Here is a 20,054-nt window from a genome sequence, read left to right as displayed (position 1 = left end):
GCGTCTTGAAAGCTAACAGATTTTCAAAAAGAGATGGATCTATTGTCAAAAATATTCAAGATTGACAAGGGCCAGCATCAGCTGGCTCTGGACGTCGGAACGGAGTCTGCAAAGGCCCTCGTGTTTTTCAGCGACAGCAAGGATGAAAAAGTGACCATAAGGGGGACGGGCATCAAGAAGCACAAGGCCGGCAGTATGCAGGGAGGAGCGGTATTTGACGTTGATAGTGTCATTAAAACGTGCCGTTCGGCCATAGAAGATGCCGAGGCGATGGCCAAGGTGAAGCCGCTGAGAACGACCATAAGCATCGGCGGGGAATATTCCAAGAATCTCACTCAGACATATAGTTTTCAAAGGCAAGATGAACAGGTAAGGATCAGTCTTTTGGAACTGGATGGAATACTCAGAAGAGCGCAGGAAAAAGTCTATGAATCTTCCAAAAATATCTTGAAGTGGCAGGATTCGAAGCTTATAAGTGCGGATGTTGTTGATTTCAGCATAGACGGATACAGGGTCATAAACCCGGTCAACTTCAAGGGAAAAAATATCCGGATCACCGTATCCAATTCATATGTGGCTAAGGATCAATATGATGTCACGAAAAATATTGCTGCCGGGCTGGGTCTTTCGATATCCAATATTTCATATGGTCCCTATGCGGTGTTGAAGGCTATCGGCGCTCAAGATATCATGAAGTTCAATGCCATATTTCTTGATGTCGGTGGAGGGACGACAGATGTCGTGGTGATAAGGGACCGGAATATCGAGGATGATAAGTTTTTTATTTTTGGTGGCAAGGCATTCACGAAGAGCATATCGAACGCGCTTGATGTCGATTTCGATAATGCCGAAAAGATCAAGCTGGAATATTCGTCTGGCGTAATGTCGGGCGAGTTCAGAGAGACAGTGGAGAAAATAATCCGGACAGATCTCAGGATCTGGTCAGGGGGAGTGGGATTGTGCCTCGAAGAACTTTCAAGAAACAATCTTCTTCCTTCCAAGATCCTGCTCTATGGCGGAGGAAGCCATCTTTCGGGGATCAAAGAGGAAGTAGAGAAGCTTCTTCGCGCGAACAAGTATCCTTTTTCGGACAAGCCCGAAGTCAGTTTTATCGGTCCCTCTGATGTGATCAATGCGGTGGATGCGACAAAGAACGCGAATACCATGCAGTTCGTAACTGCGATAAGTCTTGCGAATCTTTCCTTGGATCTTGCGAACGAAGAGGATCTTCCCAATCAAATATTAAAAAAAATGTTGCTGTAAAATTTAATAGATAATATAAAAAGCATTAATATGGAAAAAATACAAATTGATAAAAATGAAGAACTGGGGTCGGTGCTGATCAAGCTTGAAAGTTCCAAGGAAAATGATTTAGTCTTCAGCATTGCGGAAGGCGCAATAATGTTTCAAAGCGTCATCAATCTTAAGATATTGAAAAAGAGGGCGGAAGAATTGGGGAAATCTGTCGTGATCGAAAGGAACAGGAGTGAGGCGACGGTTGCTCTCGGGCGAGCGGTAATGCCCGGAAGTGAAATACGCGGATCCGTTTCCAAAAACATCGAGATCAAAGTCGAAAAAGATCTCCCGGCGAGTATAGAGAAAAACAATGTCGATTTCAGAAGGCAGGATAAAAAAATGGAAGCATCAAGCAGCGCCGGCCGCGTAAAGATGTTTGATATAGTGAAAAAGATCGATTCGCCGGTCCCTGTTATTCAGCCGAGGACCTCCCCTGCTGTTTATGAAAAGAAAGAAGAAAAGAAGATCGTGGCGGAGAGAAATTATTCTCCTTTGGCAAGGTATGCTCCTCAGGATCCCGATACAAGCCGGTCCGCAAGGATCGATCGCGAGACGCCGAAGGCGAATAAAAAGAATATCCGTATTCCGTCGATCATGTCCAAGATCTTTTATATTTTTGTTTTCATAGTTATCGCGCTTGCGCTTGTCTCTGCGTATATGACACTGCCCAAGGTGAACATTGACATCAAGCTGAAGTCAGATCTGAAGGAATATGACCTGAGCCTGAAAGTTGATGATGCGGCGACCAATATTGATGCGGATAAGGGGATCATTCCCGCAAAGAAAGAAGAGGTCAACGGCGAAATTTCCGAGTCCTATCCCACGACGGGCAAGAAGCATATCGTTTCAAAGGCCAGTGGAAAGATCACGATATATAACGAGTATTCGTCAAACGATCAGAATATAGTCGCTACTACCAGGTTCCTTTCCAAGGATGGACATATGTTCCGTGTTGAAGATAATGTAACGATCCCCGGTTTCACCAGGGTCGAGGGAAAGGATGTCCCCGGAGAAGTGACAGTCAACGTTGTGGCGGACAAGGCCGGAGAAGAATTCAACATAGGCGCCACTTCTTTTACGATTCCAGGATATCAGGGGGGCATGAAATATTCGACTATATATGGAAGGTCCGTTGCCGCCATGACCGGAGGGGCCGACAGAGAAGCGATGTATTTTTCGGAAAGCGATTATATAACCGCAAAGGAAAAGCTGGCTAAAGAAGTGCGCGAGAAGAACGATCTGGATATGTCGGGGAAAAATGTTGATCCTTTCATTATTTTGGACGGAACAAGAAAAGAGGATGATGTGAAAATAGTCACGGATGTGAAGGTCGGAGACATCGCCGATAAGTTTAAGATGACGGTTTCCATAAAAGACAGCGGACTCTTTGTGAGCAAGGATAATATCAACGAGATCGTGGATTGGAAGATCAAGTCTGAAACGGGGGAGGATGTGGAAGTCTTGGGAGACAGGACGTATTCGAACGATCTTATGGTAATTAAAAACGAAGACGGGACGACAACTCTTCCGATCAAGGTAAGCCAGAATGTTGTTGCGAAGATCGATATTGATAAGGTCAAGCGGGATATATATGGCAAGAGCGAAGAGGAAGTCAGGGCGTATTTTGCAGGCATAAAGGAATTCAAATCGGTGAATGTGACGTTCTCCTGGACCAAGAATGTCCCAAGCTCGAATGACAAGATAACTGTCACTATCGAGAAATAGCCAAGCTATTGACATATTCGGCACTATATATTAAACTACCTACGTATTAGTTAATTGTTAATTATCTAGTATAATTTAAAGCAAAATCATAGTACGTTTTGGTAGACTAGTATATAGTCCTAGTTGTTGTTTTGTATACGGTAAAGTTTTCTGCCGGCTGATCTGATTGTCGCCATAACTGGGAGTTTTTACTTTAAATCATAAATTGAAAAATAAACATGAAAGAAATCGTGCAAGTGGAAGGGGTCGTAATTGAGACCTTGCCTGGAGCGAAATTCAAAGTTAAACTGGATGAAACGCATGAACTTTTTGCACACATATCAGGTAAAATGAGAATGAATTACATCAAGATACTGCCTGGGGACAAGGTTGTTGTTGAAATGAGCCCATATGACCTCACGAAAGGCAGGATAGTTAAAAGAGTATAATTAATTGATTATTTCGAAAAAATGAAAGTAAGGTCATCTGTTAAAAAGTTTTGTGAAAAATGCAAGATCGTAAGAAGAAGAGGCGTGGTTTTTGTAACATGTTCCAATCCCAAGCACAAACAGAGACAGGGCTAAAGGTGCTTGAGTTTTTTGTTTTTATTTAAAAGATTAAATTTTGATATTATATGCCAAGAATTATCGGAGTAAATATTCCAGAAGATAAGAGAGTAGAAGTGTCTTTGACGTACTTGAAAGGCATCGGCCTTGCGCTGAGCAAAGAGATTTTGGCGGAACTCGGAATTGACGGCAACAGGAGAGCCAAGGAACTCACGACTGAGGAGCTTGGAAAGATCCAGAAGCTGATCGAGAAGAAATATAAGGTTGAGGGGGAATTGGGAAGGATCATTATGATGAATATAAAGCGTTTGAAAGAGATCGGATGCTATAGGGGTATGAGGCATGCCAAAGGGCTCCCGGTCAGAGGCCAGAGAACCAAGACCAACAACAGGACAGTAAGAGGAAATGTCAGGAAGACCGCAGGAAGCGGAAAGAGAACTGTTGAAAAGACATAACATCGAACAATTTCAATTAATTAATCCAAAAAAATGGGAAAGAGAAGAGTCATAACGATCGGAAACAAAGAAGGCGATGCTTCGGGAAAGCAGTCTGCTTTGTCAGCTTCCAAGAAATCGAAAAGAAGGATCATAACCAAAGGGCAAGTTCATATAAAATCATCATATAATAATACCATAGTCACGGTAACAGATCTCAATGGACAGGTGATCGCCTGGTCCAGCGCCGGACTTTTGGGTTTCAAGGGTGCAAAAAAGGCCACTCCTTATGCCGCAACGAGCATTATCAATTCGCTTTTTGAAAAAGTGAAGAAGGTTGGAATAAAAGATGCGGATATATATGTGAAGGGCATCGGAAGCGGAAGAGAATCGGCGATCAGGGCGGTTGCCGCAAATGGCATCAACATCGCTTCGATCACGGACACGACCCCCATCCCGCACAACGGATGCAGGCCTCCAAGACCCCGAAGAGTATAATTTATTTTTATTTATTCAACGATATATGGCAAGAGAAACAAGTCCAAGATGTAAAAAGTGCAGGCGTGAGGGCAAAAAACTCCTTTTGAAAGGCGAGCGTTGCTATAGCGTGAAATGCGCAATGATCAAAAGAGCATATGCTCCGGGTCAGCACGGTCAGTCTAAAAAGAGGATGAGCTCTTCTGAATATGGGACGCAGCTTCGTGAAAAGCAGAGAGTGAAAAGATCGTATGGCATACTTGAAAGGCAATTCAGGAAATATTTCGAGTTAGCGAGCCGCACCAAGGGAAACACGGTCAGCTTCCTCAGCACAATGCTTGAACAAAGACTTGATAATGTTGTTTATAGGCTGGGGTTCGGCACCTCAAGAAGCCAGGCGAGACAGCTTGTAAATCACAATCATTTCAAGGTCAATGGGAAAAAGGTCAACATTCCTTCCTATCAGGTGAAAGAAGGGGACGTGATCTCCATAAAGAGCGAGAAGTCGAAATATTTTCAGGATCTGAGGAATTCGATCAGGAACTATCAGGCGCCGAGCTGGCTTGCTTTGGACTATAAAAAGATGGAAGGAAAAGTTCTGTCGCTTCCGACAGAGAAGGAGACCTTTGGAGAATTCGATTTCAACCAGGTCGTAGAGTTCTATTCGAAGTAATTTGATTTATTTTTATTATAATTAAAATAAACAAAAATATGCAGGAAATAACATTGCCGGAAAAACCAAAAATCATTAAAGAAGAGGGTAACCTTGCTGTTTTTGAAGTAAGGGCATGTTATCCTGGATATGGAACAACTATCGGGAACGCTCTCAGGAGAGTGCTTTTTTCCAGTCTTGTAGGCTGTGCGGTGACTTCGTTCAAGATAAGGGGAGTAAACCATGAATTCTCGACGATCGACGGCGTGATCGAAGATGTCGTAGAAATAGCGCTGAATCTTAAAAAGGTAAGGTTTAAAATGTTCACGGACGTACCGGTAAAACTGAGCCTGAAGTCAAACAAGGAAGGCGAAGTAAGAGCTTCCGACATAAAGGCCACAAGCGATGTCGAAGTGGTGAACAAGGATGCGCTCATTGCGACGATAACCGACAAGAATACGAAACTTGACATGGAACTTACGGTTGAAAAAGGGATCGGTTATGTTTCGGTTGAGCAGCAGGGAGATGACAAGACTGAGATCGGAAATATTGCGATTGATGCCATTTTTGCTCCCATAAAGAGGGTGAGCTATAAAGTTGAGAATATGCGTGTCGGAAAAATGACAAATTTTGATAAATTGGTGCTTGAAATAGAGACTGACGGAAGCATTACTCCGGAAGAAGCGTTCAAAAGCGCGTCCAAGCTTCTTGTAAGGCATTTTGATCTTTTCAAGGATCTGAATGAAGAGGAAGAAGTCGTGCCTGTCGAGGATGAAAAAGCGAAAGAAACCAAAAAGAAGATCGAAAAGGCGAAAGAGGAAAAAGAAGAAAAGGCTGAAGAAGGAAAGGCGAAAGAAGAGGATGCATTGAAGACGCCGGTTGAGGAATTGAATCTTTCTCCGCGGGTTCTGACCGTGCTGACTGACAATAAGATCAAGACGGTGGCTAAGCTTGTAAAAAAGACCGAAGAGGATCTCAAGGCATTCGACGGGATGGGCGACAAGGGTATCAAGGAAGTAAGAAAATCTCTGGGAAAACTCGGTTTGACGCTGAAAAGCAATTAATTAATTCGAATATATTTTACGGGTATGAAACATAAAGTTAAAGGAAGAAGATTTAAGAGAAACAGTGCACAAAGAAAGGCGCTTTTGAAACACCTCTCGGAAGCTTTGATATTGCATGGAAAGATAAAGACGACTTCCGCCAAGGCTAAGGAGCTTTCCGGCCATATGGACGGCTTGATCACGATCGCAAAAAAGGAGAACCTTGCATCGGCCAAGGCCCTGCATAGCAAATTGAGCGATGAGCCTTCAAAGAAGCTGATGAAAGAGATCGTGAAGAAATACAAAGAAAGGCACGGAGGCTATACGCGTATCATCAAGACTGATGAAAGAAAAGGGGATGCGGCGCAAATGTCCTATATTGAGCTAGTTTAATAAGAATTTAAATAATTTGATATATGTCTACAAAGAATAAAAAAGCAGCAAGAAAGCCGATCGAAAGGAAGTGGCATCTGATCGATGCGTCGAGCGAGAATCTCGGAAGACTGACGTCGAAAGTTGCGTCGCTTCTGCGTGGAAAAGGAAAGGTAAGTTTTACGCCTCATATCGATGGCGGAGATTTTGTTGTATTCATCAACACTGACAAATTGAAGTTTTCCAGAGGCAAGGATGAAAAGAAGATCTATTATCATTACAGCGGTTATCCGGGCGGAATGAAGGCGATCACTCTCAGAGATCAGATCGTAAAGGATTCCAGGAAGGTTATAAAGATGGCCGTTTACAGGATGCTTCCGAAGAATAAGACCAGGGATGTCGTTATAAAGAGGTTGAAGCTTTTCAAGGATGATGTGCATCCATTCGCAGACAAGTTTAAAAAGTAAAGATTTATAATATATGGCTGAAGAAAAAAATATCGGAAAATATATAGGCGCGATCGGAAGAAGAAAAACTTCTGTAGCCCGAGTGAGGCTTTATGACTCGGCTCCTGAAAAAAAGCTGATCATAAACGAAAAGGATGGAAATGAATATTTCGGAAAGAATCTCGCTATTGCGGAAAAGATCAATTCACCCCTGAAGCTTTTGAATATGGAAAACAAATTCCTCATCACCGTAAAGGTGGATGGAGGCGGAACCACGGGACAAGCTGAAGCGATCAGACTTGGCATTTCCAGGGCGCTTCTCAAGATGAACGAGAGCTACAAGAAAGAATTGAAATCGAGAGGATTCCTCACCAGGGATCCGAGGGAAGTGGAGCGAAAGAAGGCGGGACTCAAGAAAGCAAGAAAAGCGCCACAGTGGCAGAAACGATAATCATCTCATAGTTTTCAATATACGCAAAATTCCGCATTATTGCGGAATTTTTGTATCGTGTGATCATTTACAATAATTATATTGACTTCGAGGTCCCGTGTATTATAATTGCTATAAAGCAAGAGAGGTGAAAAATAATGAGAAAGGAAAAAGATGCACAAGAAATGGAAAAAGACATGCTTGAAAACAAGGAAGAATATATTGGAACGGCAATAACCCTTGAGGGCGGAGTTAGGTGCCTGGTTATAGGCATCGAAGAAGAGGGGATACGTTCATTGCCGATCGACACTTTTGCCAACATGAAGAAAAATGATTTGAAAAAATGCTTCGGGGAGATCTTTCCCGCAGAAAAGGTTGAGGTCGCCATGAATGAGGTTGAAAAAAGAAAAAAAGAGATGAACGAAATCTATGCCTGAACCAAATGCTTCAATAAAGGAGCATTTTTATTTATGGAGTTCGGCAATGGATCATAAGTTGGAATTTCCGGCTTATACTCATCTCTTAATATTTGTTGACAAAAAAGAATGTCGGGATATATAATATTGCAATGCTCTTTTTATATCTGTATGGTAATTTTGGAGGCTATTTAAGCGTTCAAACCTGCCTTTCGGACAAACAGAAAGAGCAATACAAAACAAAGAGATGATAGACCATGGAGAAAAAAGCAACGGATGATACTCTGTTGAGGATCGCAATGCTTGTCGGAACATGCACAGATAAATTGAAGGAATCGGATCTCCCATGCATAAATGGCATCTATGCGCTAGAGGATTTCGAAATAAGTCTTACATCGAAACATCCCGCAGGAGCGATCACGGGCAAGCCGATGTTTGATTTCTGGCGAAAGAGGAAGAGAAGAGAACTGTGGACAAGATTTGACGGCGAATTGAATTCTTTCGTTCTACATAAAGAGAGCGAAGAAAAGAGGATAGTTTTTGAGGAATATATCGGTCTCAGGATCGAGGAATTCATAAAAACGTATCCTGTTTACCCGCAATTCCGGTTAATATGGACCGGGATCGGGTCCAAAAGAAAAGCTCAAAAAGGAGTATTGGTGCTTGCAAGGATAAATTTCAGCAATACGATGATCGTGTCGTATGAATATCTCGAAGGATCATATCATGTATATAATTCGCATGATTTGGACCTTGCCAAGCTGGGGCTTCCTGCAGACTTGGGCAAAGCCACGATCGTTTTGGGCCAGCCTATCGAAAGAAGGATCGATTTTGACGCCAAGAAGAAAGAATTATTGGAGATCTCGGGGCTTGAGGAACTCAGTCGGGAAATAAACTTACTGACAAAATAAAGCGCAGAAGGACAGAGCCAAACGTGTGCTTTTGTCCTTGTTTTAATTATATATTCATGATATTCAAGTGTTTGACAAAAACACAAAAATATTATAATATAACAACGCTGGAATATTTTTACAGGCAGTAAAGCATTTATTCGCGATAGCTGTTTTACTGCTTATAAAGGAAGCAGCGAGGAGGGAAACTGCCCTTGTCTAAAACAGAACGACAAGAAGTGACTAAAAAAAGGAATGATATAAATGGATTTTTGGATGGTATTGTACCTGGTGTATCTGTTCGTTATCTGCATCTTGAACGCTTTTGCAGGCGGAGTCTGGATTTCGACCGGAAAAACGTGGGATAAGATCGTTGGAGCGGCTGCCATTCTCATGGGGATTCTTGGCATGGGATATGCTTTTTCTCTTATGATGGGAGTTTCTTCAATATACGCGGCATATCTTATGATAGCGCCACTGGTCGGTTTAGGGCTGATCATCACGGTAGATAGCTGGTATATCTATAAAGAGACAAAAAGCGTATGGGTGCTGCTGATCGCAATTTACAACACGATCGTCACTCTATGGAATCTGGTGATGATGCTGAAGCTTCTGAAGGACGTAGAATTCGAAGATATTGTGAAGATCGGCGCTGCCGGCGGCGGAGCGGTCGCTTTCGGCCTTTCCAACGCAGAGGCTTTGCTTTTGAGCCTGGCAATTTCGGCAATAATAGTGGTTATTGTAGCCTGCGCCGGCCGTAAGCTGTATAACAGCGGAGATGTTGAAGCGAGAAAGATAGATGACAGATATAAGCAAAAATCGCATGCTTAAAGAACGGATCGCTATGCGGGACAAAAGTTATTAAAAAACTTTCGTCCTTTTTTTATGCCCGATCTGCGGTGTGGATCGGAGATCCATCGCGAAAATAAGCATTGTGCATATGATCATATATATTTGCCTTTACTCCTGCACAATTTTGAGTTAATATTAAATTATATCATATAAATTATTATATAGATTCATTGTTTCGCGATAATTCCTGAGATACAAAAATATATGTTGTTCGATCTGTTTAAAAAAAATTATCATTCTCTCAACGGAAAGAATGGTTCAAATCCGCAGCCGTTTTTGAATGCAAACCTGGGCATCCCGAAGGATTTGGAAGATTTTTTGAGACAGGGCAAGGAGCTTGAATATGACAGATACACATGCGAAGCCGGTGAGGTCAGACTGAGAAAACTTCAGGAGCTGAAAGCGGAAAATATTAAAATAAGCACAAAACATGTTCCAAGGATATCCGAGCAGGACGATCCGAACAAGAATAAGAACGGATCATATATTATTCCCGCAGTTTCGCTGGTAGCGGAATGTGAAAATTATGATCCCGATTTTGTTTTGCTTTGGCTTCCGCGGGAGCAGAAGTACGGCGCTTTGTCCGGAGCATGTGTGAATGAATTGCTTGTTTTTCCGACAGCAACCTGGAGCGATATTGCGGGCAATCCGGTTAAATATATCAATGCTCAATGGAAGGGTGATTATAGCGCCGCTGAAGACTTCAATCCCTGGCAGAAGTATCCGTTTGAGTAAATTAATCAACCTTATTAAAAAATAGCAATATGGATAAATCTATTCAGGATAAAAATGATCAGTCGGGGGATGCGCGGAAAAATACAGTGAATCGGTCGGATATCGATGGATGGGATGAAAATAAGACGATCGGAGAATTAATGCGCGAAATGAATATACCCCAGGCCGGAACTGCGATCTCCGGAGCGGATCAAGCAAACATGCCGGATCCCGGCAAAGCGGATCCAGCCGTTATTATAGATGAGACGAAGAAAGGAGGCGTCGATTCAAAAAGGAGGACAATGATCAAGGAATCAAAAGAAGACGAGTCCGGGAAAGACATAGAGGAGATCAAACCCGGGAAGCGGAATTTTGAATTGCTTATTAATTCGCTCAGAAAATTGGTTAACTATCTCAGGGAGCGGGAAGACGGGAAACTGAACGCGATTGTTCCCGATGGCGTGGCCGGAACTATCATGCAAGGTACGAATGCCATTGATAAATTGCTTGGCGAGGATAAGTTGGATTTCGCGGAACTCAATGCAGGGATCATGAAGATCGTATCGGCCGTGGAAACGATCGGCTCGCCGCGACGGCAAGGGGGCGTTCGCGAAGACACTGAAAATCTGCTGAGAATAAAGATCGCCCTGGGGCAGATCGAACTTGGTTGTCATGATGTCATTATAAGAACGGCAAAGGACGGTTCTCCTGAAATAAAAACGACTATGATATCGATCGGAAAATTATTTAATATTGTACAGGCGGAAAAAATCCGCGTCGCGAAGCTTATTGCGGACTTTGACGGTTTCCATAGAAGATAGGAAAATCCGGTGTTAATGTGTTTTATTATGTGTAATAGCGGATATTCTTTGAGATAATATGCTCCTGGCCGGCAAGACGCAGATGTGATCCTGGAGCATGATAGTATGTAATATCATGTCGATTTGAATAGTTCTGCATGAATGAAGCCGGACATCTTTTTTCGGACTGTATCTGACAATTCAAAAAACATATGACTACGCAATTTTATAAAGATGCATTGGGATGGGGTTTTGTCCTCTGGCTTATTGGGTATAGCTTGGGCATTGTTTTATTTGCTTTTATATCTCCGGGTTTGATCGGCTGGATTATAATGCCAATCGGGACCATTGTCACACTTTTCGTGCTGTTCAAGAAAATCAAGGGAGATACGCCGAAATATTATTTATTACTGGCTATGATCTGGACCCTCATAGCAGTTGTTTTTGATTATGTTTTTCTTGTCCAAGTGTTTAAGCCGTCGGATGGATACTATAAGCTTGACGTATATTTATATTATGCTTCTACGTTCATTCTTCCGCTTCTGGTGGGATCGATAAAAAAGCGATCAATGGACAGATCTGTTTAGATTATAGGGTCGGGTTAATTCTAAGTTCCGGGAAAATGTATTATCTTTATATTTTGAAGTGCTCCGATAAGACTCTGTATACCGGAATTACAGTTGATCTGAAACGGAGGATCGAGGAGCATAATTCTTCGCATCTTGGCGCAAAATATACGCGTTCGCGAAGGCCGGTTAAGCTGGTTTATTCGAAAAAATTTCGAAATCGGTCAACTGCCTCAAGGGAAGAAGCGAGGGTCAAGTCATTAGCCAGAGAAGAAAAAATTGAGCTGATAAAAAATAATTCTTGATGAATGCTTTTATGGGATGCGGCAATGATACGATCTTCGGCCGGCCTGTTTGAAATCAGATTCTGCATGAAAAAAAACAGCGGATGAACTGTTGTCATGTTGGAATATCCGCCATCGCTATCTTTTTTCGTCATCAAGGAATGATCTTATGAGATTGCCGTTCTCAAGATAAACAACGGAGTTGTCGCCTGCAAGATAGGCGACATCGTTCGTTTTTACGCTCACGACGTCAAAAATATTTCTTTTTCCCCGGTCGTCAAGTTCGGCAAATTTGAAAACATAGCCTTCCTTGTAGAATATGTGTTCGTCATCGCTGTAAAGGAAAATATTGCCGATATTGCTGCTGTATCTGGTCAGAAGTTCATTCGTGTTTTTCTGTTTCTGCGGCTGATAGTTCTTTTCTCTGATGTAATATATCCAGATCTCATTATTATTGTTATAGATGATCCTTGAAGAGTTATTGAAAAAACTTGCATCGGTCGCATTGGAGCTGACGTTTATAGCTTCCGATCCGTCATCTATCAGATATAATTTGTTTTGCTCGGTTATGATAAGGTAGCTGTCCGCTTCTTTCGTGATCGAAGACAGCTCTGCGGTTTCGAATCCGTCGGGCAGCTTGGCAATCGTAATTTCGGAAGCCGGCTGACCCATATTGCTTTTATATAAATATGAGCCTCCCTTTTTTATATAATAGACAGTATTGCCTTCTGCGAGGAAAGCCGATATTTGCTCCAATATTCTGGAAGTCGATACTTTTGTGCCTGCAAATTCGCTTTTCAGAAGAGCATTGTCCTTAAGGTGGAACAGTGAATCATTAAGCTGAAAGTCCCACCCGTTCCTGGCATGTTCCATTCCATCCGCCGTTCTGTATATTTTTCCTCTATCTTCAATAATTATAACGGCGGAATATGTTTTTTTGTCTTTGGCGATACTGATAAACATTCTACTGTCGTTTTCCGACCAGATGATGTTGTTTACGCTGATATTATTGGAGTTCTTTATGGGAAACATCTCCTCAAAACCATACAGGAATCTCTCTGTTTTTCCGGGAAGGTCGTATATGTACAGGCCGTCTTTTCCGTCATGTATTTTTCTGTAAGCGATCTTGTTTTTGCCGCTGCTGATCCATAAATTTTTGGTCTCGCCGGATTCTATCTTTTGCGAAACGATGTTTTTTTCCGGATCAGATTTGACCAAAACTATATTTTTGAATTCGAGGACATGTTCGCTTTCTATGCTGATATTTTTTTCCCAATTCGAAAAGCCTTCCAAGCTCGCTCCAATGGAATATTGTCCCGGCTCCAGGCTCTCGATCTTGATAAAATCATTGAACAAGTTGACCAACCCTGAATTTTTCTTAACTGCCGATCCGTTAATGGATACTTTTGCGTTTTTGGGAAATGTTTTCACTATGATAGCGCCTGTCTGTATTATCTTTCCTTGTTGGGGATTGTATCTGTATCCGAAACTATAGAAAAGAATGACAAACGTCAGGATAAAAAATATCAGAACGCAGATCGCCAGATATATTTTGAATTTATTGTATTTCATGTTGAAGTTAATGATGCCATGATCTTATATTAGCAAAAGGCCGGATAATTGACAATCCGAGCGCAAATGCTATAAAATTAGATAGTTATCTAAATTAACTGAACTTATGTTTGTAAACAGAATCGGGATCGATCTTGGAACTGCCAATATTTTGGTATTTGTTCCAAAAAAAGGCGTTGTCATCAACGAGCCTTCTGTCGTGGCCGTATCACTGGACGACAACAAGATACTCGCAGTCGGAAGCGAGGCAAAGGAGATGCTCGGAAAAACGCCGGAGAATATCTTTGCATCCAGGCCCGTGAAAAACGGCGTGATCGCGGATTACAGGATAACGGAAGCGATGATAAGATATTTCATCAACAAAGTGAGCGGAAGGGTGAGGCTCTTCAAGCCTGAGGTCATAATTTCAGTTCCTGCGGGTATTACCTCAACGGAAAGAAGGGCGGTCATAGATGCGACCATTCAGGCCGGAGCAAAATCGGCATACGTGGTGAAGGAGCCTATACTTGCGGCGATCGGCGCGGGAATACCGATCAACACTCCTTCCGGAAATATGATCATTGATGTCGGGGGTGGAACTTCGGAAGTTGCCATAATATCCCTTGGCGGGATCGTGGCATTTTCGTCGGTAAGGGTCGGAGGCGACAGATTGGATCAGGCCATATCGGAATATATAAAAAAGAAGCACAGTGTGGCTGTCGGAGAAAGGAATTCGGAAGAAATAAAGATAAAGATCGGAAGCGCGACTTTGATCAGCGAAGATGTTTTTATTGAAGTGAGAGGAAGGGATCTTGTGACGGGGCTTCCAAAGACCATAAAGATCGGATCAAACGAGATCACCGAAGCCATGCAGGACGAGCTTGCAGAGATAGTCAGGGCTGTGAAGAATGTTCTGCAAAACACTCCTCCCGAACTTTCATCCGATGTCATAGACAGAGGAATGGTGCTGAGCGGCGGCGGAGCGCTTCTCAGAAATCTTGATAAGCTCATATCTCAGGCAACCGGTGTGCCATGCTATGTCGCAGACGATCCGCTTCTTTGCGTTGCAAAGGGAACCGGCGCGATCCTGAATAATCTCGATATGTATAAGAGGAGCGTTATATCCAAGAACAGGAAATAACTACCGGAAGTTAAATTAGCTTGCTGCTTTTTAGCTTTTTAGGTCTTTTCTAATAAGCTAAGAAGCTAATTTGCTAATTCGTCGGCATGAAAGTCGGAATCGATGCTTCCAGGGCGTTTATGAGGGAAAGGACCGGCACTGAGGAATACGCCTATCAGCTGATAAAAAATCTGACAAAAACAAACGATCTTTTTTGCCAATTTTTTTTGTATCTGAAAAAAGGAGAAGAGGTCGATTTTGAGCTTCCGAAAAATTTTCACATAAGAACGATAAGCCGCGAAAAACATTGGACCCAGCTGGGACTGTCCTTCGAGCTTCTCAAACATCCCGTTGATGTTCTTTTTGTGCCCTCGCATTCCATTCCGCTCATTCATCCGAAAAGAACCGTTGTCACCATACATGGCACAGAGTATCGGAATTGTCCGAAATGCTATCCCCTCAGGGACAGGCTGCAGCTGGAATTGAATACGATGCTTTCCATAAGATGGGCAAGAAGAATAATAACGCCTTCGGCGAGCACCAAAAAGGACGTCATAAAATTCTACAAAGCGGCGCCGGAAAAAATAACAGTTGTTCATCATGGAGCAGAAAGTCAAAAGTCCATAAAGTTAAAAGTTCAAAGTGATGTGTTTAATATCTTATTTATAGGCCGGTTGGAGAGAAGAAAAAATATAGTGAATCTGATCAAGGCATTCAATATCGTGAAAGAAAGAACAGAACAGGTGAAAAGGCCTTTGAAGCTGATCTTGGCCGGCAAACCCGGTTTCGGTTTTGATGAAATACGCAAAGAGGCCGGCAAATCCGAATGGAAAAACGATATGATTCTGACCGGATATGTTTCAGATAAAGAAAAGGAGGATCTTTATAAAAAAGCGAACATGTTCGTCATGCCTTCGCTGGCTGAAGGCTTCGGCCTTCCGATCCTGGAAGCGATGCAAAAAAATATCCCCGTTCTATGTTCCGACATTTCTCCTTTTTTCGAGATCAGTATGGATTCTGTTTTATATTTTGATCCGAGGGATCCGCAGGATATTGCTGATAAGATAAATATAGTTATGGTCAACGTGCATTTGCAAAAAGATCTGATCGCAAAGGGAGGGAGGAATATTGAAAATTACAGCTGGGAGAAATGTGCCGCAGAGACGCTGAAAGTTTTGATCGGATAGTGTCTTGTTGTCTTCAAATTTCTGAATAAAAAAATAAGCAAGAGATCCTTATATGCGGATCGGTGCTTATGTTTTGGCCTTTTCTATAGCCTTTATTATTTTGCTGACGTCCATTTGTATGGCTATGACGATGAACATCGTCGAGATCAGTATAGCCGCTATGATCTTTTCGCCGGTATAACTTGCCAGCAAGGATGCGAACAGCAATGTAGAAGCAAGGGGCCATATATTCAACTTCGTTTCATTTTTATCTTTTTTATTAATTTTGTCTGCCGTATGTGTCATGCACCTCCATTTGAACTGTATCATAATAAGTATGACGATAAATGATATAATAAATGATCAATGATGTCAACTATAATCACAAAGAAACCTAAAATAGCCATAGTTCATGATTTTCTGACTTATTTTGGCGGAGCGGAGCAGGTTTTGAGATCCCTTCATCGTCTTTATCCCAGAGCCCCGATCTATACGCTCCTTTATGATGAAAACAAAATGAAGGAGTATTTTCCGGATGCGAAAATAATTCCGTCTTTTTTGAACAGCCTGCCTCGCTTTATTAGAAATAAAAAAAAGTTTTTGCTGCCCCTTTTTTCCACGGCCACGGAAACATTCGATCTTCGGGACTATGACATGGTCATTTCCAGCTCAAGTTCGTTTGTGAAAGGAATAATAACCAAACCCAAGACGGTTCATGTGTGCTATTGTCACACGCCGACAAGATTTCTTTGGGATTGGCATTACAACTATCTTGACGAAAATCGCATGTTCGGTCTGAAAAGACTGATCATTATGCCGTTTCTTCACTATTTGAGGATGTGGGATAAGGCAGCGGCGGAAAGGGTCGATCATTTTATCGCTAATTCGAAGAATACGAGCGATAGAATAAAAAAATATTATAATCGAGAGAGTGCTGTGATATATCCGCCGGTAGACGTGGCAAAGCCGTGCGAGGATGCAGCGGAAAAAATTCCGGAAAAAGATTATTTCCTGATAGTTTCAAGGCTGAGCCCGTATAAAAAGATCGCAGTCGCCGTTGAGGCATTCAACAAACTGGAATTGCCTTTGGTCGTGATAGGCGAGGGAAGCGAACGGAAAAGATTGGAGGGGATGGCCGGAAAGAATATCAGATTCCTGGGATTCAGGAAAGAGCATGAACTTGCCGCATATTACAAGAATTGCCAGGCGTTCATTTTTCCCGGAGAAGATGATTTCGGGATCGCTCCCTGCGAGGCTATGTCTTTTGGAAAGCCGGTGCTCGCTTATAGGAAAGGCGGAGCGACGGAGACTGTCATCGAGGGCGTAACCGGAGAATTTTTCAACGACATGATACCGGAAATTCTTGCAGACGGGGTCCGAAGATTGAAGAATAACTATGGTAAATATGATCCAAAGGCGATTCGCGGCCATGCAATGCTGTATTCGAGGGAGAATTTTGAAAAGAATATCGCAAATTTCATAGATAGCGTCATGGAAGGCGGGGGAAACCGCAAAAGCGCCTGATTTTAGCTTTTTAGTTATGTTTTATTATTTGATTATATTCGGAAAATATGTTAATTTATGACTATAGGCGTCAAATATTATGGCTCTAAAAGACAACATGATCGGAAATAAGAAGATCGCAGAATTGCTTGAAAGATCTTATGCACGGGATAAGATGTCCCATGCCTATTTGTTTGATGGGGCGGAACATATCGGCAAAATGACGCTGGCATTGGATTTTTGCAGAATGGTTCTGGAGGACCCCAGGCAGGATATAGAGAAAGACCCCGATGTTATTTTTGTTTCGCCGATCGAGGATAAAAAAGAGATAATCGTCGATCAGATACGCGAGCTCGAAAAGAATCTGAGTTTTTCTCCATATCGTGCAAAATATAAAGTGGCGGTGATCGATCAGGCCGAAAGAATGAATGAAGAAGCGTCGAATGCGCTCCTTAAGACCCTTGAAGAGCCCGGCAAGACCACTATTCTGATATTGCTAACATCCGATTCGGGTAGGCTGCTTGAGACCATAAGATCAAGATGCCAGATATTCAAATTCCTTCCGGTCACGAAAGAAGAATTGAGGCTTCGGTTTAAGAAAGAAGCCGCAGACGAAAAAGACCTTGAAACGATCATGGAATTATCCGGTTACAAGCCCGGAAAGATCATCGATCTTATAAAGAACGAAGATTTGAAAAATGAACTGGTTGGCGAACTTGAATATTTATCCGGGATCTCAAAAAGGAGTAATTCCGAAAGGATGGAAAAAGCGGAAGCAATGAGCGATTATGACGAGGAGAAGATAGTCGGTCTTTTGGATCTTTGGATATTCGGTTTCAGGAAAGAGCTGGTTTCCGGATATTCCATGGAAAAAGAAAGAAAAAGATCGGATATTGCCGAGTGGGCAAGAAAAATACATCTCATAAAAAAAACGAAAGAAGATATTCTGACAAAGAACATTAATCTGAAACTCGCACTTGAAAATTTAATTTTAGGAATATAAAAATTAATCATATCCTATGACAACAAAAATAAAAAAAATATCACTGGCTGCGACTCTCGTTTTTATGACGATATATTTCACGGGCTGCATAAATCTCACCAAGAAAGAAACTGCGCCTGAAAGAGTGATAAACAGCGATCAGGGCGTATTCAAGTCTGTCGATGGCGGAAAGACATGGGAACACAAGGTCAATGTCGAAGGAGGGGATTTTCTCGACAGCATCGTGATCACTGGAATGAAACTGGATCCGAAGGACAGCAAGATCATGTATGTCAGCACCGAATCCAACGGCCTGTATAAAACCGAAAATGGCGCAGATTCCTGGATCAAGATCATTGACGAAAGCAATGTGCTGGGCCCTGATGCCACTGTTAATGACATAGCGATCGAAAAGAACAACAATAAGATCATATATCTTGCCGCAACCAATAACGGAAGGGGAGTTGTCCTGAAATCCGAGGACGGAGGAAAGAATTGGCAGGAAAAATATATTACAGACGAGAATAACAAGACGGTTCATACCGTTGAGATCGATCCGGCAAGTCCGAATGTTGTTTATATCGGAACTGCTCAGGGCGGGTTGATCAAGAGCAGTAACAGGGGCCTGAATTGGGAGACGGTCAAATGGTTTGATGTGGGAACTGAGGTCATGGATATATTGATCGATTACAACAACAATAACGGCATAGTCCTGAAAACCTCTCTGGGTATCATAAAATCCACGGATAAGGGGAAGACATGGGAGGATCTGGGTATCAAAATTTCGGAAGACGTGCCCGAGGTTGTCGTTGCGAATATCAACTATATAACATTGCATCCATATAATCCGATAATTATCTATTTTACATATCTTAATCTGGTGGTTGTGAGCAAGGATGGGGGGAATAATTGGGAAAAGCTGAACACTATAACTCCCGCGCAAACGGCCATCGGAACAGCTCCGCAAGTGAAAAAGATAGGATTGATCGGCGATAAGATATATTATGGGGCGGGAAATGCATTGTATAAGAGCGATGATGCGGGAAAAACCTGGTCCAGCTATGCCATTGCGATAAAAGGCGACGTAAGATATACGGAAAGCGACTACACCAATCCGGACGTGACCTATGTGGGATCTTTCTATACTCCGCCGCCGCCGCCCAAGAGGCAGAGAAATGCATTATTTAACTTCTAATTAAAATTGCATATGGAAATGATAATAAAAAAGTTGAAAGAAGAGCTTGAAAAAAACAGGGAGTATCTGAAAAGCGAAATCGTGACCCTTAGTGTCGGGCGGGCGAATCCTTTACTCCTGGATGGTGTCATGGTAGATTATTATGGCACTCCGACCCCATTGAAACAGGTCGCATCGATAAGCGTGCCGGATCCCAGGAGTCTGGTGATCCAGCCATGGGATAAAGGGCAGCTCAAGGAGATCGAAAAAGCGATCAATAGCGCGAAGCTGGGTTTCAACCCCGTCAATGACGGAGAAAAAATAAGGATAAACATTCCGCAGCCGACTGAAGAAAGGAGAAAAGAACTTGTAAAGCATCTCGGCGGAATTCTTGAGAAGGCAAAGATAGCTGCAAGGAATGCAAGAGAAGAAGCGATGCGCGAAATAAAGAATATGGAAAAAGACGGAGATATAAGCGAAGATGACAGATTCAGGAAACAGGAAGAGATACAGAAGATCATTGATGAGCATAATAGCAGCATAGAGGCGGATGGCGATAAAAAGGAAAAAGAAATAATGACGATCTGAGCAGGCAGGGATAATCAATATAAATATA

The 20,054-nt window shown here is 42.4% G+C and carries 26 protein-coding genes; 24 read left to right on the top strand and 2 right to left on the bottom strand.

All coding sequences use genetic code 11. The features are described from left to right. The first annotated feature begins 42 nt into the window (after window positions 1-42). The 18 genes from WC788_06005 to WC788_05920 all read left to right on the top strand — a co-directional run bounded on the left by WC788_06005 (window position 43) and on the right by WC788_05920 (window position 11,963). A complete protein-coding gene (locus WC788_06005; protein MFA6097154.1) occupies window positions 43-1,263 on the top strand; it encodes a cell division FtsA domain-containing protein in 1,221 nt (406 codons plus the stop codon). Window positions 1,264-1,293: 30 nt separating this feature from the next. Next, on the top strand, window positions 1,294-3,021 hold the full coding sequence (locus WC788_06000) for a hypothetical protein (protein MFA6097153.1): 1,728 nt from the start codon (window positions 1,294-1,296) through the stop codon (window positions 3,019-3,021). A gap of 212 nt (window positions 3,022-3,233) precedes the next feature. Beyond that, window positions 3,234-3,449, top strand: coding sequence for a translation initiation factor IF-1 (infA, locus tag WC788_05995; protein ID MFA6097152.1), 216 nt, complete (start codon window positions 3,234-3,236; stop codon window positions 3,447-3,449). Between the two features lie 21 nt (window positions 3,450-3,470). Beyond that, entirely contained in the window at window positions 3,471-3,584 is a 114-nt protein-coding gene (gene rpmJ / locus WC788_05990) for a 50S ribosomal protein L36 (protein MFA6097151.1), read from the top strand. A 50-nt stretch (window positions 3,585-3,634) separates the two neighbouring features. Next, the gene (gene rpsM / locus WC788_05985; protein ID MFA6097150.1) at window positions 3,635-4,021 is read left to right on the top strand and encodes a 30S ribosomal protein S13; all 387 of its coding nucleotides are present in this window, start codon (window positions 3,635-3,637) and stop codon (window positions 4,019-4,021) included. Between the two features lie 33 nt (window positions 4,022-4,054). Further along, window positions 4,055-4,498, top strand: coding sequence for a 30S ribosomal protein S11 (gene rpsK / locus WC788_05980; GenBank protein MFA6097149.1), 444 nt, complete (start codon window positions 4,055-4,057; stop codon window positions 4,496-4,498). Between the two features lie 25 nt (window positions 4,499-4,523). Then, window positions 4,524-5,150: a 30S ribosomal protein S4 gene (gene rpsD, locus WC788_05975; GenBank protein ID MFA6097148.1), complete on the top strand. Its 627-nt coding sequence runs from the start codon at window positions 4,524-4,526 to the stop codon at window positions 5,148-5,150. A 38-nt stretch (window positions 5,151-5,188) separates the two neighbouring features. Then, the gene (locus WC788_05970; protein MFA6097147.1) at window positions 5,189-6,193 is read left to right on the top strand and encodes a DNA-directed RNA polymerase subunit alpha; all 1,005 of its coding nucleotides are present in this window, start codon (window positions 5,189-5,191) and stop codon (window positions 6,191-6,193) included. Between the two features lie 24 nt (window positions 6,194-6,217). Further along, on the top strand, window positions 6,218-6,565 hold the full coding sequence (gene rplQ, locus WC788_05965) for a 50S ribosomal protein L17 (protein MFA6097146.1): 348 nt from the start codon (window positions 6,218-6,220) through the stop codon (window positions 6,563-6,565). 23 nt (window positions 6,566-6,588) lie between these two features. Next, the gene (gene rplM, locus WC788_05960) at window positions 6,589-7,011 is read left to right on the top strand and encodes a 50S ribosomal protein L13 (GenBank protein MFA6097145.1); all 423 of its coding nucleotides are present in this window, start codon (window positions 6,589-6,591) and stop codon (window positions 7,009-7,011) included. A gap of 13 nt (window positions 7,012-7,024) precedes the next feature. Next, window positions 7,025-7,441, top strand: coding sequence for a 30S ribosomal protein S9 (gene rpsI, locus WC788_05955; protein ID MFA6097144.1), 417 nt, complete (start codon window positions 7,025-7,027; stop codon window positions 7,439-7,441). Between the two features lie 137 nt (window positions 7,442-7,578). After that, window positions 7,579-7,857 (top strand): hypothetical protein, encoded by a 279-nt coding sequence (locus WC788_05950; GenBank protein ID MFA6097143.1) that lies wholly within the window; start codon window positions 7,579-7,581, stop codon window positions 7,855-7,857. Between the two features lie 236 nt (window positions 7,858-8,093). Continuing rightward, on the top strand, window positions 8,094-8,747 hold the full coding sequence (locus WC788_05945) for a hypothetical protein (GenBank protein MFA6097142.1): 654 nt from the start codon (window positions 8,094-8,096) through the stop codon (window positions 8,745-8,747). A 243-nt stretch (window positions 8,748-8,990) separates the two neighbouring features. After that, window positions 8,991-9,557 carry a hypothetical protein gene (locus WC788_05940; GenBank protein ID MFA6097141.1) on the top strand — a complete coding sequence of 189 codons (567 nt, stop codon included), beginning with the start codon at window positions 8,991-8,993 and terminating at the stop codon, window positions 9,555-9,557. A gap of 225 nt (window positions 9,558-9,782) precedes the next feature. Then, window positions 9,783-10,313 (top strand): hypothetical protein, encoded by a 531-nt coding sequence (locus WC788_05935; protein ID MFA6097140.1) that lies wholly within the window; start codon window positions 9,783-9,785, stop codon window positions 10,311-10,313. A 29-nt stretch (window positions 10,314-10,342) separates the two neighbouring features. After that, window positions 10,343-11,113 carry a hypothetical protein gene (locus WC788_05930; GenBank protein ID MFA6097139.1) on the top strand — a complete coding sequence of 257 codons (771 nt, stop codon included), beginning with the start codon at window positions 10,343-10,345 and terminating at the stop codon, window positions 11,111-11,113. Window positions 11,114-11,304: 191 nt separating this feature from the next. Then, on the top strand, window positions 11,305-11,679 hold the full coding sequence (locus WC788_05925) for a hypothetical protein (GenBank protein ID MFA6097138.1): 375 nt from the start codon (window positions 11,305-11,307) through the stop codon (window positions 11,677-11,679). A gap of 35 nt (window positions 11,680-11,714) precedes the next feature. Beyond that, the gene (locus WC788_05920; protein ID MFA6097137.1) at window positions 11,715-11,963 is read left to right on the top strand and encodes a GIY-YIG nuclease family protein; all 249 of its coding nucleotides are present in this window, start codon (window positions 11,715-11,717) and stop codon (window positions 11,961-11,963) included. A gap of 117 nt (window positions 11,964-12,080) precedes the next feature. Here the strand turns inward: WC788_05920 and WC788_05915 are convergent, their stop codons facing one another. Then, window positions 12,081-13,514 (bottom strand): PEGA domain-containing protein, encoded by a 1,434-nt coding sequence (locus WC788_05915; protein ID MFA6097136.1) that lies wholly within the window; start codon window positions 13,512-13,514, stop codon window positions 12,081-12,083. Window positions 13,515-13,620: 106 nt separating this feature from the next. Here WC788_05915 and WC788_05910 point away from each other — a divergent pair, with 106 nt between their 5' ends. Both WC788_05910 and WC788_05905 read left to right on the top strand, forming a co-directional pair. Beyond that, on the top strand, window positions 13,621-14,634 hold the full coding sequence (locus tag WC788_05910) for a rod shape-determining protein (protein MFA6097135.1): 1,014 nt from the start codon (window positions 13,621-13,623) through the stop codon (window positions 14,632-14,634). Window positions 14,635-14,720: 86 nt separating this feature from the next. Next, window positions 14,721-15,800 carry a glycosyltransferase family 1 protein gene (locus WC788_05905; protein ID MFA6097134.1) on the top strand — a complete coding sequence of 360 codons (1,080 nt, stop codon included), beginning with the start codon at window positions 14,721-14,723 and terminating at the stop codon, window positions 15,798-15,800. A 66-nt stretch (window positions 15,801-15,866) separates the two neighbouring features. On the opposite strand, the gene WC788_05900 is transcribed toward WC788_05905, so the two are convergent. After that, the gene (locus WC788_05900) at window positions 15,867-16,085 is read right to left on the bottom strand and encodes a hypothetical protein (GenBank protein MFA6097133.1); all 219 of its coding nucleotides are present in this window, start codon (window positions 16,083-16,085) and stop codon (window positions 15,867-15,869) included. Window positions 16,086-16,145: 60 nt separating this feature from the next. Between WC788_05900 and WC788_05895 the strand changes: the two genes are divergently transcribed. From WC788_05895 to frr, 4 genes are all read left to right on the top strand, one after another. Then, entirely contained in the window at window positions 16,146-17,303 is a 1,158-nt protein-coding gene (locus tag WC788_05895) for a glycosyltransferase (protein ID MFA6097132.1), read from the top strand. Window positions 17,304-17,382: 79 nt separating this feature from the next. Then, window positions 17,383-18,285, top strand: coding sequence for a DNA polymerase III subunit delta' (locus WC788_05890; protein MFA6097131.1), 903 nt, complete (start codon window positions 17,383-17,385; stop codon window positions 18,283-18,285). Between the two features lie 16 nt (window positions 18,286-18,301). Beyond that, window positions 18,302-19,459, top strand: a complete 1,158-nt coding sequence (locus WC788_05885) for a YCF48-related protein (protein MFA6097130.1) — start codon at window positions 18,302-18,304, stop codon at window positions 19,457-19,459. 12 nt (window positions 19,460-19,471) lie between these two features. Continuing rightward, a complete protein-coding gene (gene frr, locus WC788_05880; GenBank protein MFA6097129.1) occupies window positions 19,472-20,026 on the top strand; it encodes a ribosome recycling factor in 555 nt (184 codons plus the stop codon). The last annotated feature ends 28 nt before the right edge of the window (window positions 20,027-20,054 follow it).

This window comes from Candidatus Paceibacterota bacterium (assembly GCA_041661265.1).
Lineage (GTDB): Bacteria > Patescibacteriota > Minisyncoccia > JAHIHE01 > JAGLIN01 > JBAZUT01.
Note: the sequence above shows the minus strand (reverse complement) of the source record. Positions and strands in the feature narration are given on the sequence as shown.

Bases quoted from the DNA above. Each gene is read 5' to 3' on its own strand.
- WC788_06000 (MFA6097153.1), top strand. From the start codon at position 1,294: ATGGAAAAAATACAAATTGATAAAAATGAAGAACTGGGGTCGGTGCTG.
- rpmJ (MFA6097151.1), top strand. From the start codon at position 3,471: ATGAAAGTAAGGTCATCTGTTAAAAAGTTTTGTGAAAAATGCAAGATC.
- rpsM (MFA6097150.1), top strand. From the start codon at position 3,635: ATGCCAAGAATTATCGGAGTAAATATTCCAGAAGATAAGAGAGTAGAA.
- rpsK (MFA6097149.1), top strand. From the start codon at position 4,055: ATGGGAAAGAGAAGAGTCATAACGATCGGAAACAAAGAAGGCGATGCT.
- rpsD (MFA6097148.1), top strand. From the start codon at position 4,524: ATGGCAAGAGAAACAAGTCCAAGATGTAAAAAGTGCAGGCGTGAGGGC.
- WC788_05970 (MFA6097147.1), top strand. From the start codon at position 5,189: ATGCAGGAAATAACATTGCCGGAAAAACCAAAAATCATTAAAGAAGAG.
- rplQ (MFA6097146.1), top strand. From the start codon at position 6,218: ATGAAACATAAAGTTAAAGGAAGAAGATTTAAGAGAAACAGTGCACAA.
- rplM (MFA6097145.1), top strand. From the start codon at position 6,589: ATGTCTACAAAGAATAAAAAAGCAGCAAGAAAGCCGATCGAAAGGAAG.
- rpsI (MFA6097144.1), top strand. From the start codon at position 7,025: ATGGCTGAAGAAAAAAATATCGGAAAATATATAGGCGCGATCGGAAGA.
- WC788_05950 (MFA6097143.1), top strand. From the start codon at position 7,579: ATGAGAAAGGAAAAAGATGCACAAGAAATGGAAAAAGACATGCTTGAA.
- WC788_05945 (MFA6097142.1), top strand. From the start codon at position 8,094: ATGGAGAAAAAAGCAACGGATGATACTCTGTTGAGGATCGCAATGCTT.
- WC788_05940 (MFA6097141.1), top strand. From the start codon at position 8,991: ATGGATTTTTGGATGGTATTGTACCTGGTGTATCTGTTCGTTATCTGC.
- WC788_05935 (MFA6097140.1), top strand. From the start codon at position 9,783: ATGTTGTTCGATCTGTTTAAAAAAAATTATCATTCTCTCAACGGAAAG.
- WC788_05930 (MFA6097139.1), top strand. From the start codon at position 10,343: ATGGATAAATCTATTCAGGATAAAAATGATCAGTCGGGGGATGCGCGG.
- WC788_05925 (MFA6097138.1), top strand. From the start codon at position 11,305: ATGACTACGCAATTTTATAAAGATGCATTGGGATGGGGTTTTGTCCTC.
- WC788_05920 (MFA6097137.1), top strand. From the start codon at position 11,715: ATGTATTATCTTTATATTTTGAAGTGCTCCGATAAGACTCTGTATACC.
- WC788_05915 (MFA6097136.1), bottom strand. From the start codon at position 13,514: ATGAAATACAATAAATTCAAAATATATCTGGCGATCTGCGTTCTGATA.
- WC788_05910 (MFA6097135.1), top strand. From the start codon at position 13,621: ATGTTTGTAAACAGAATCGGGATCGATCTTGGAACTGCCAATATTTTG.
- WC788_05905 (MFA6097134.1), top strand. From the start codon at position 14,721: ATGAAAGTCGGAATCGATGCTTCCAGGGCGTTTATGAGGGAAAGGACC.
- WC788_05900 (MFA6097133.1), bottom strand. From the start codon at position 16,085: ATGACACATACGGCAGACAAAATTAATAAAAAAGATAAAAATGAAACG.
- WC788_05895 (MFA6097132.1), top strand. From the start codon at position 16,146: ATGATGTCAACTATAATCACAAAGAAACCTAAAATAGCCATAGTTCAT.
- WC788_05890 (MFA6097131.1), top strand. From the start codon at position 17,383: ATGGCTCTAAAAGACAACATGATCGGAAATAAGAAGATCGCAGAATTG.
- WC788_05885 (MFA6097130.1), top strand. From the start codon at position 18,302: ATGACAACAAAAATAAAAAAAATATCACTGGCTGCGACTCTCGTTTTT.
- frr (MFA6097129.1), top strand. From the start codon at position 19,472: ATGGAAATGATAATAAAAAAGTTGAAAGAAGAGCTTGAAAAAAACAGG.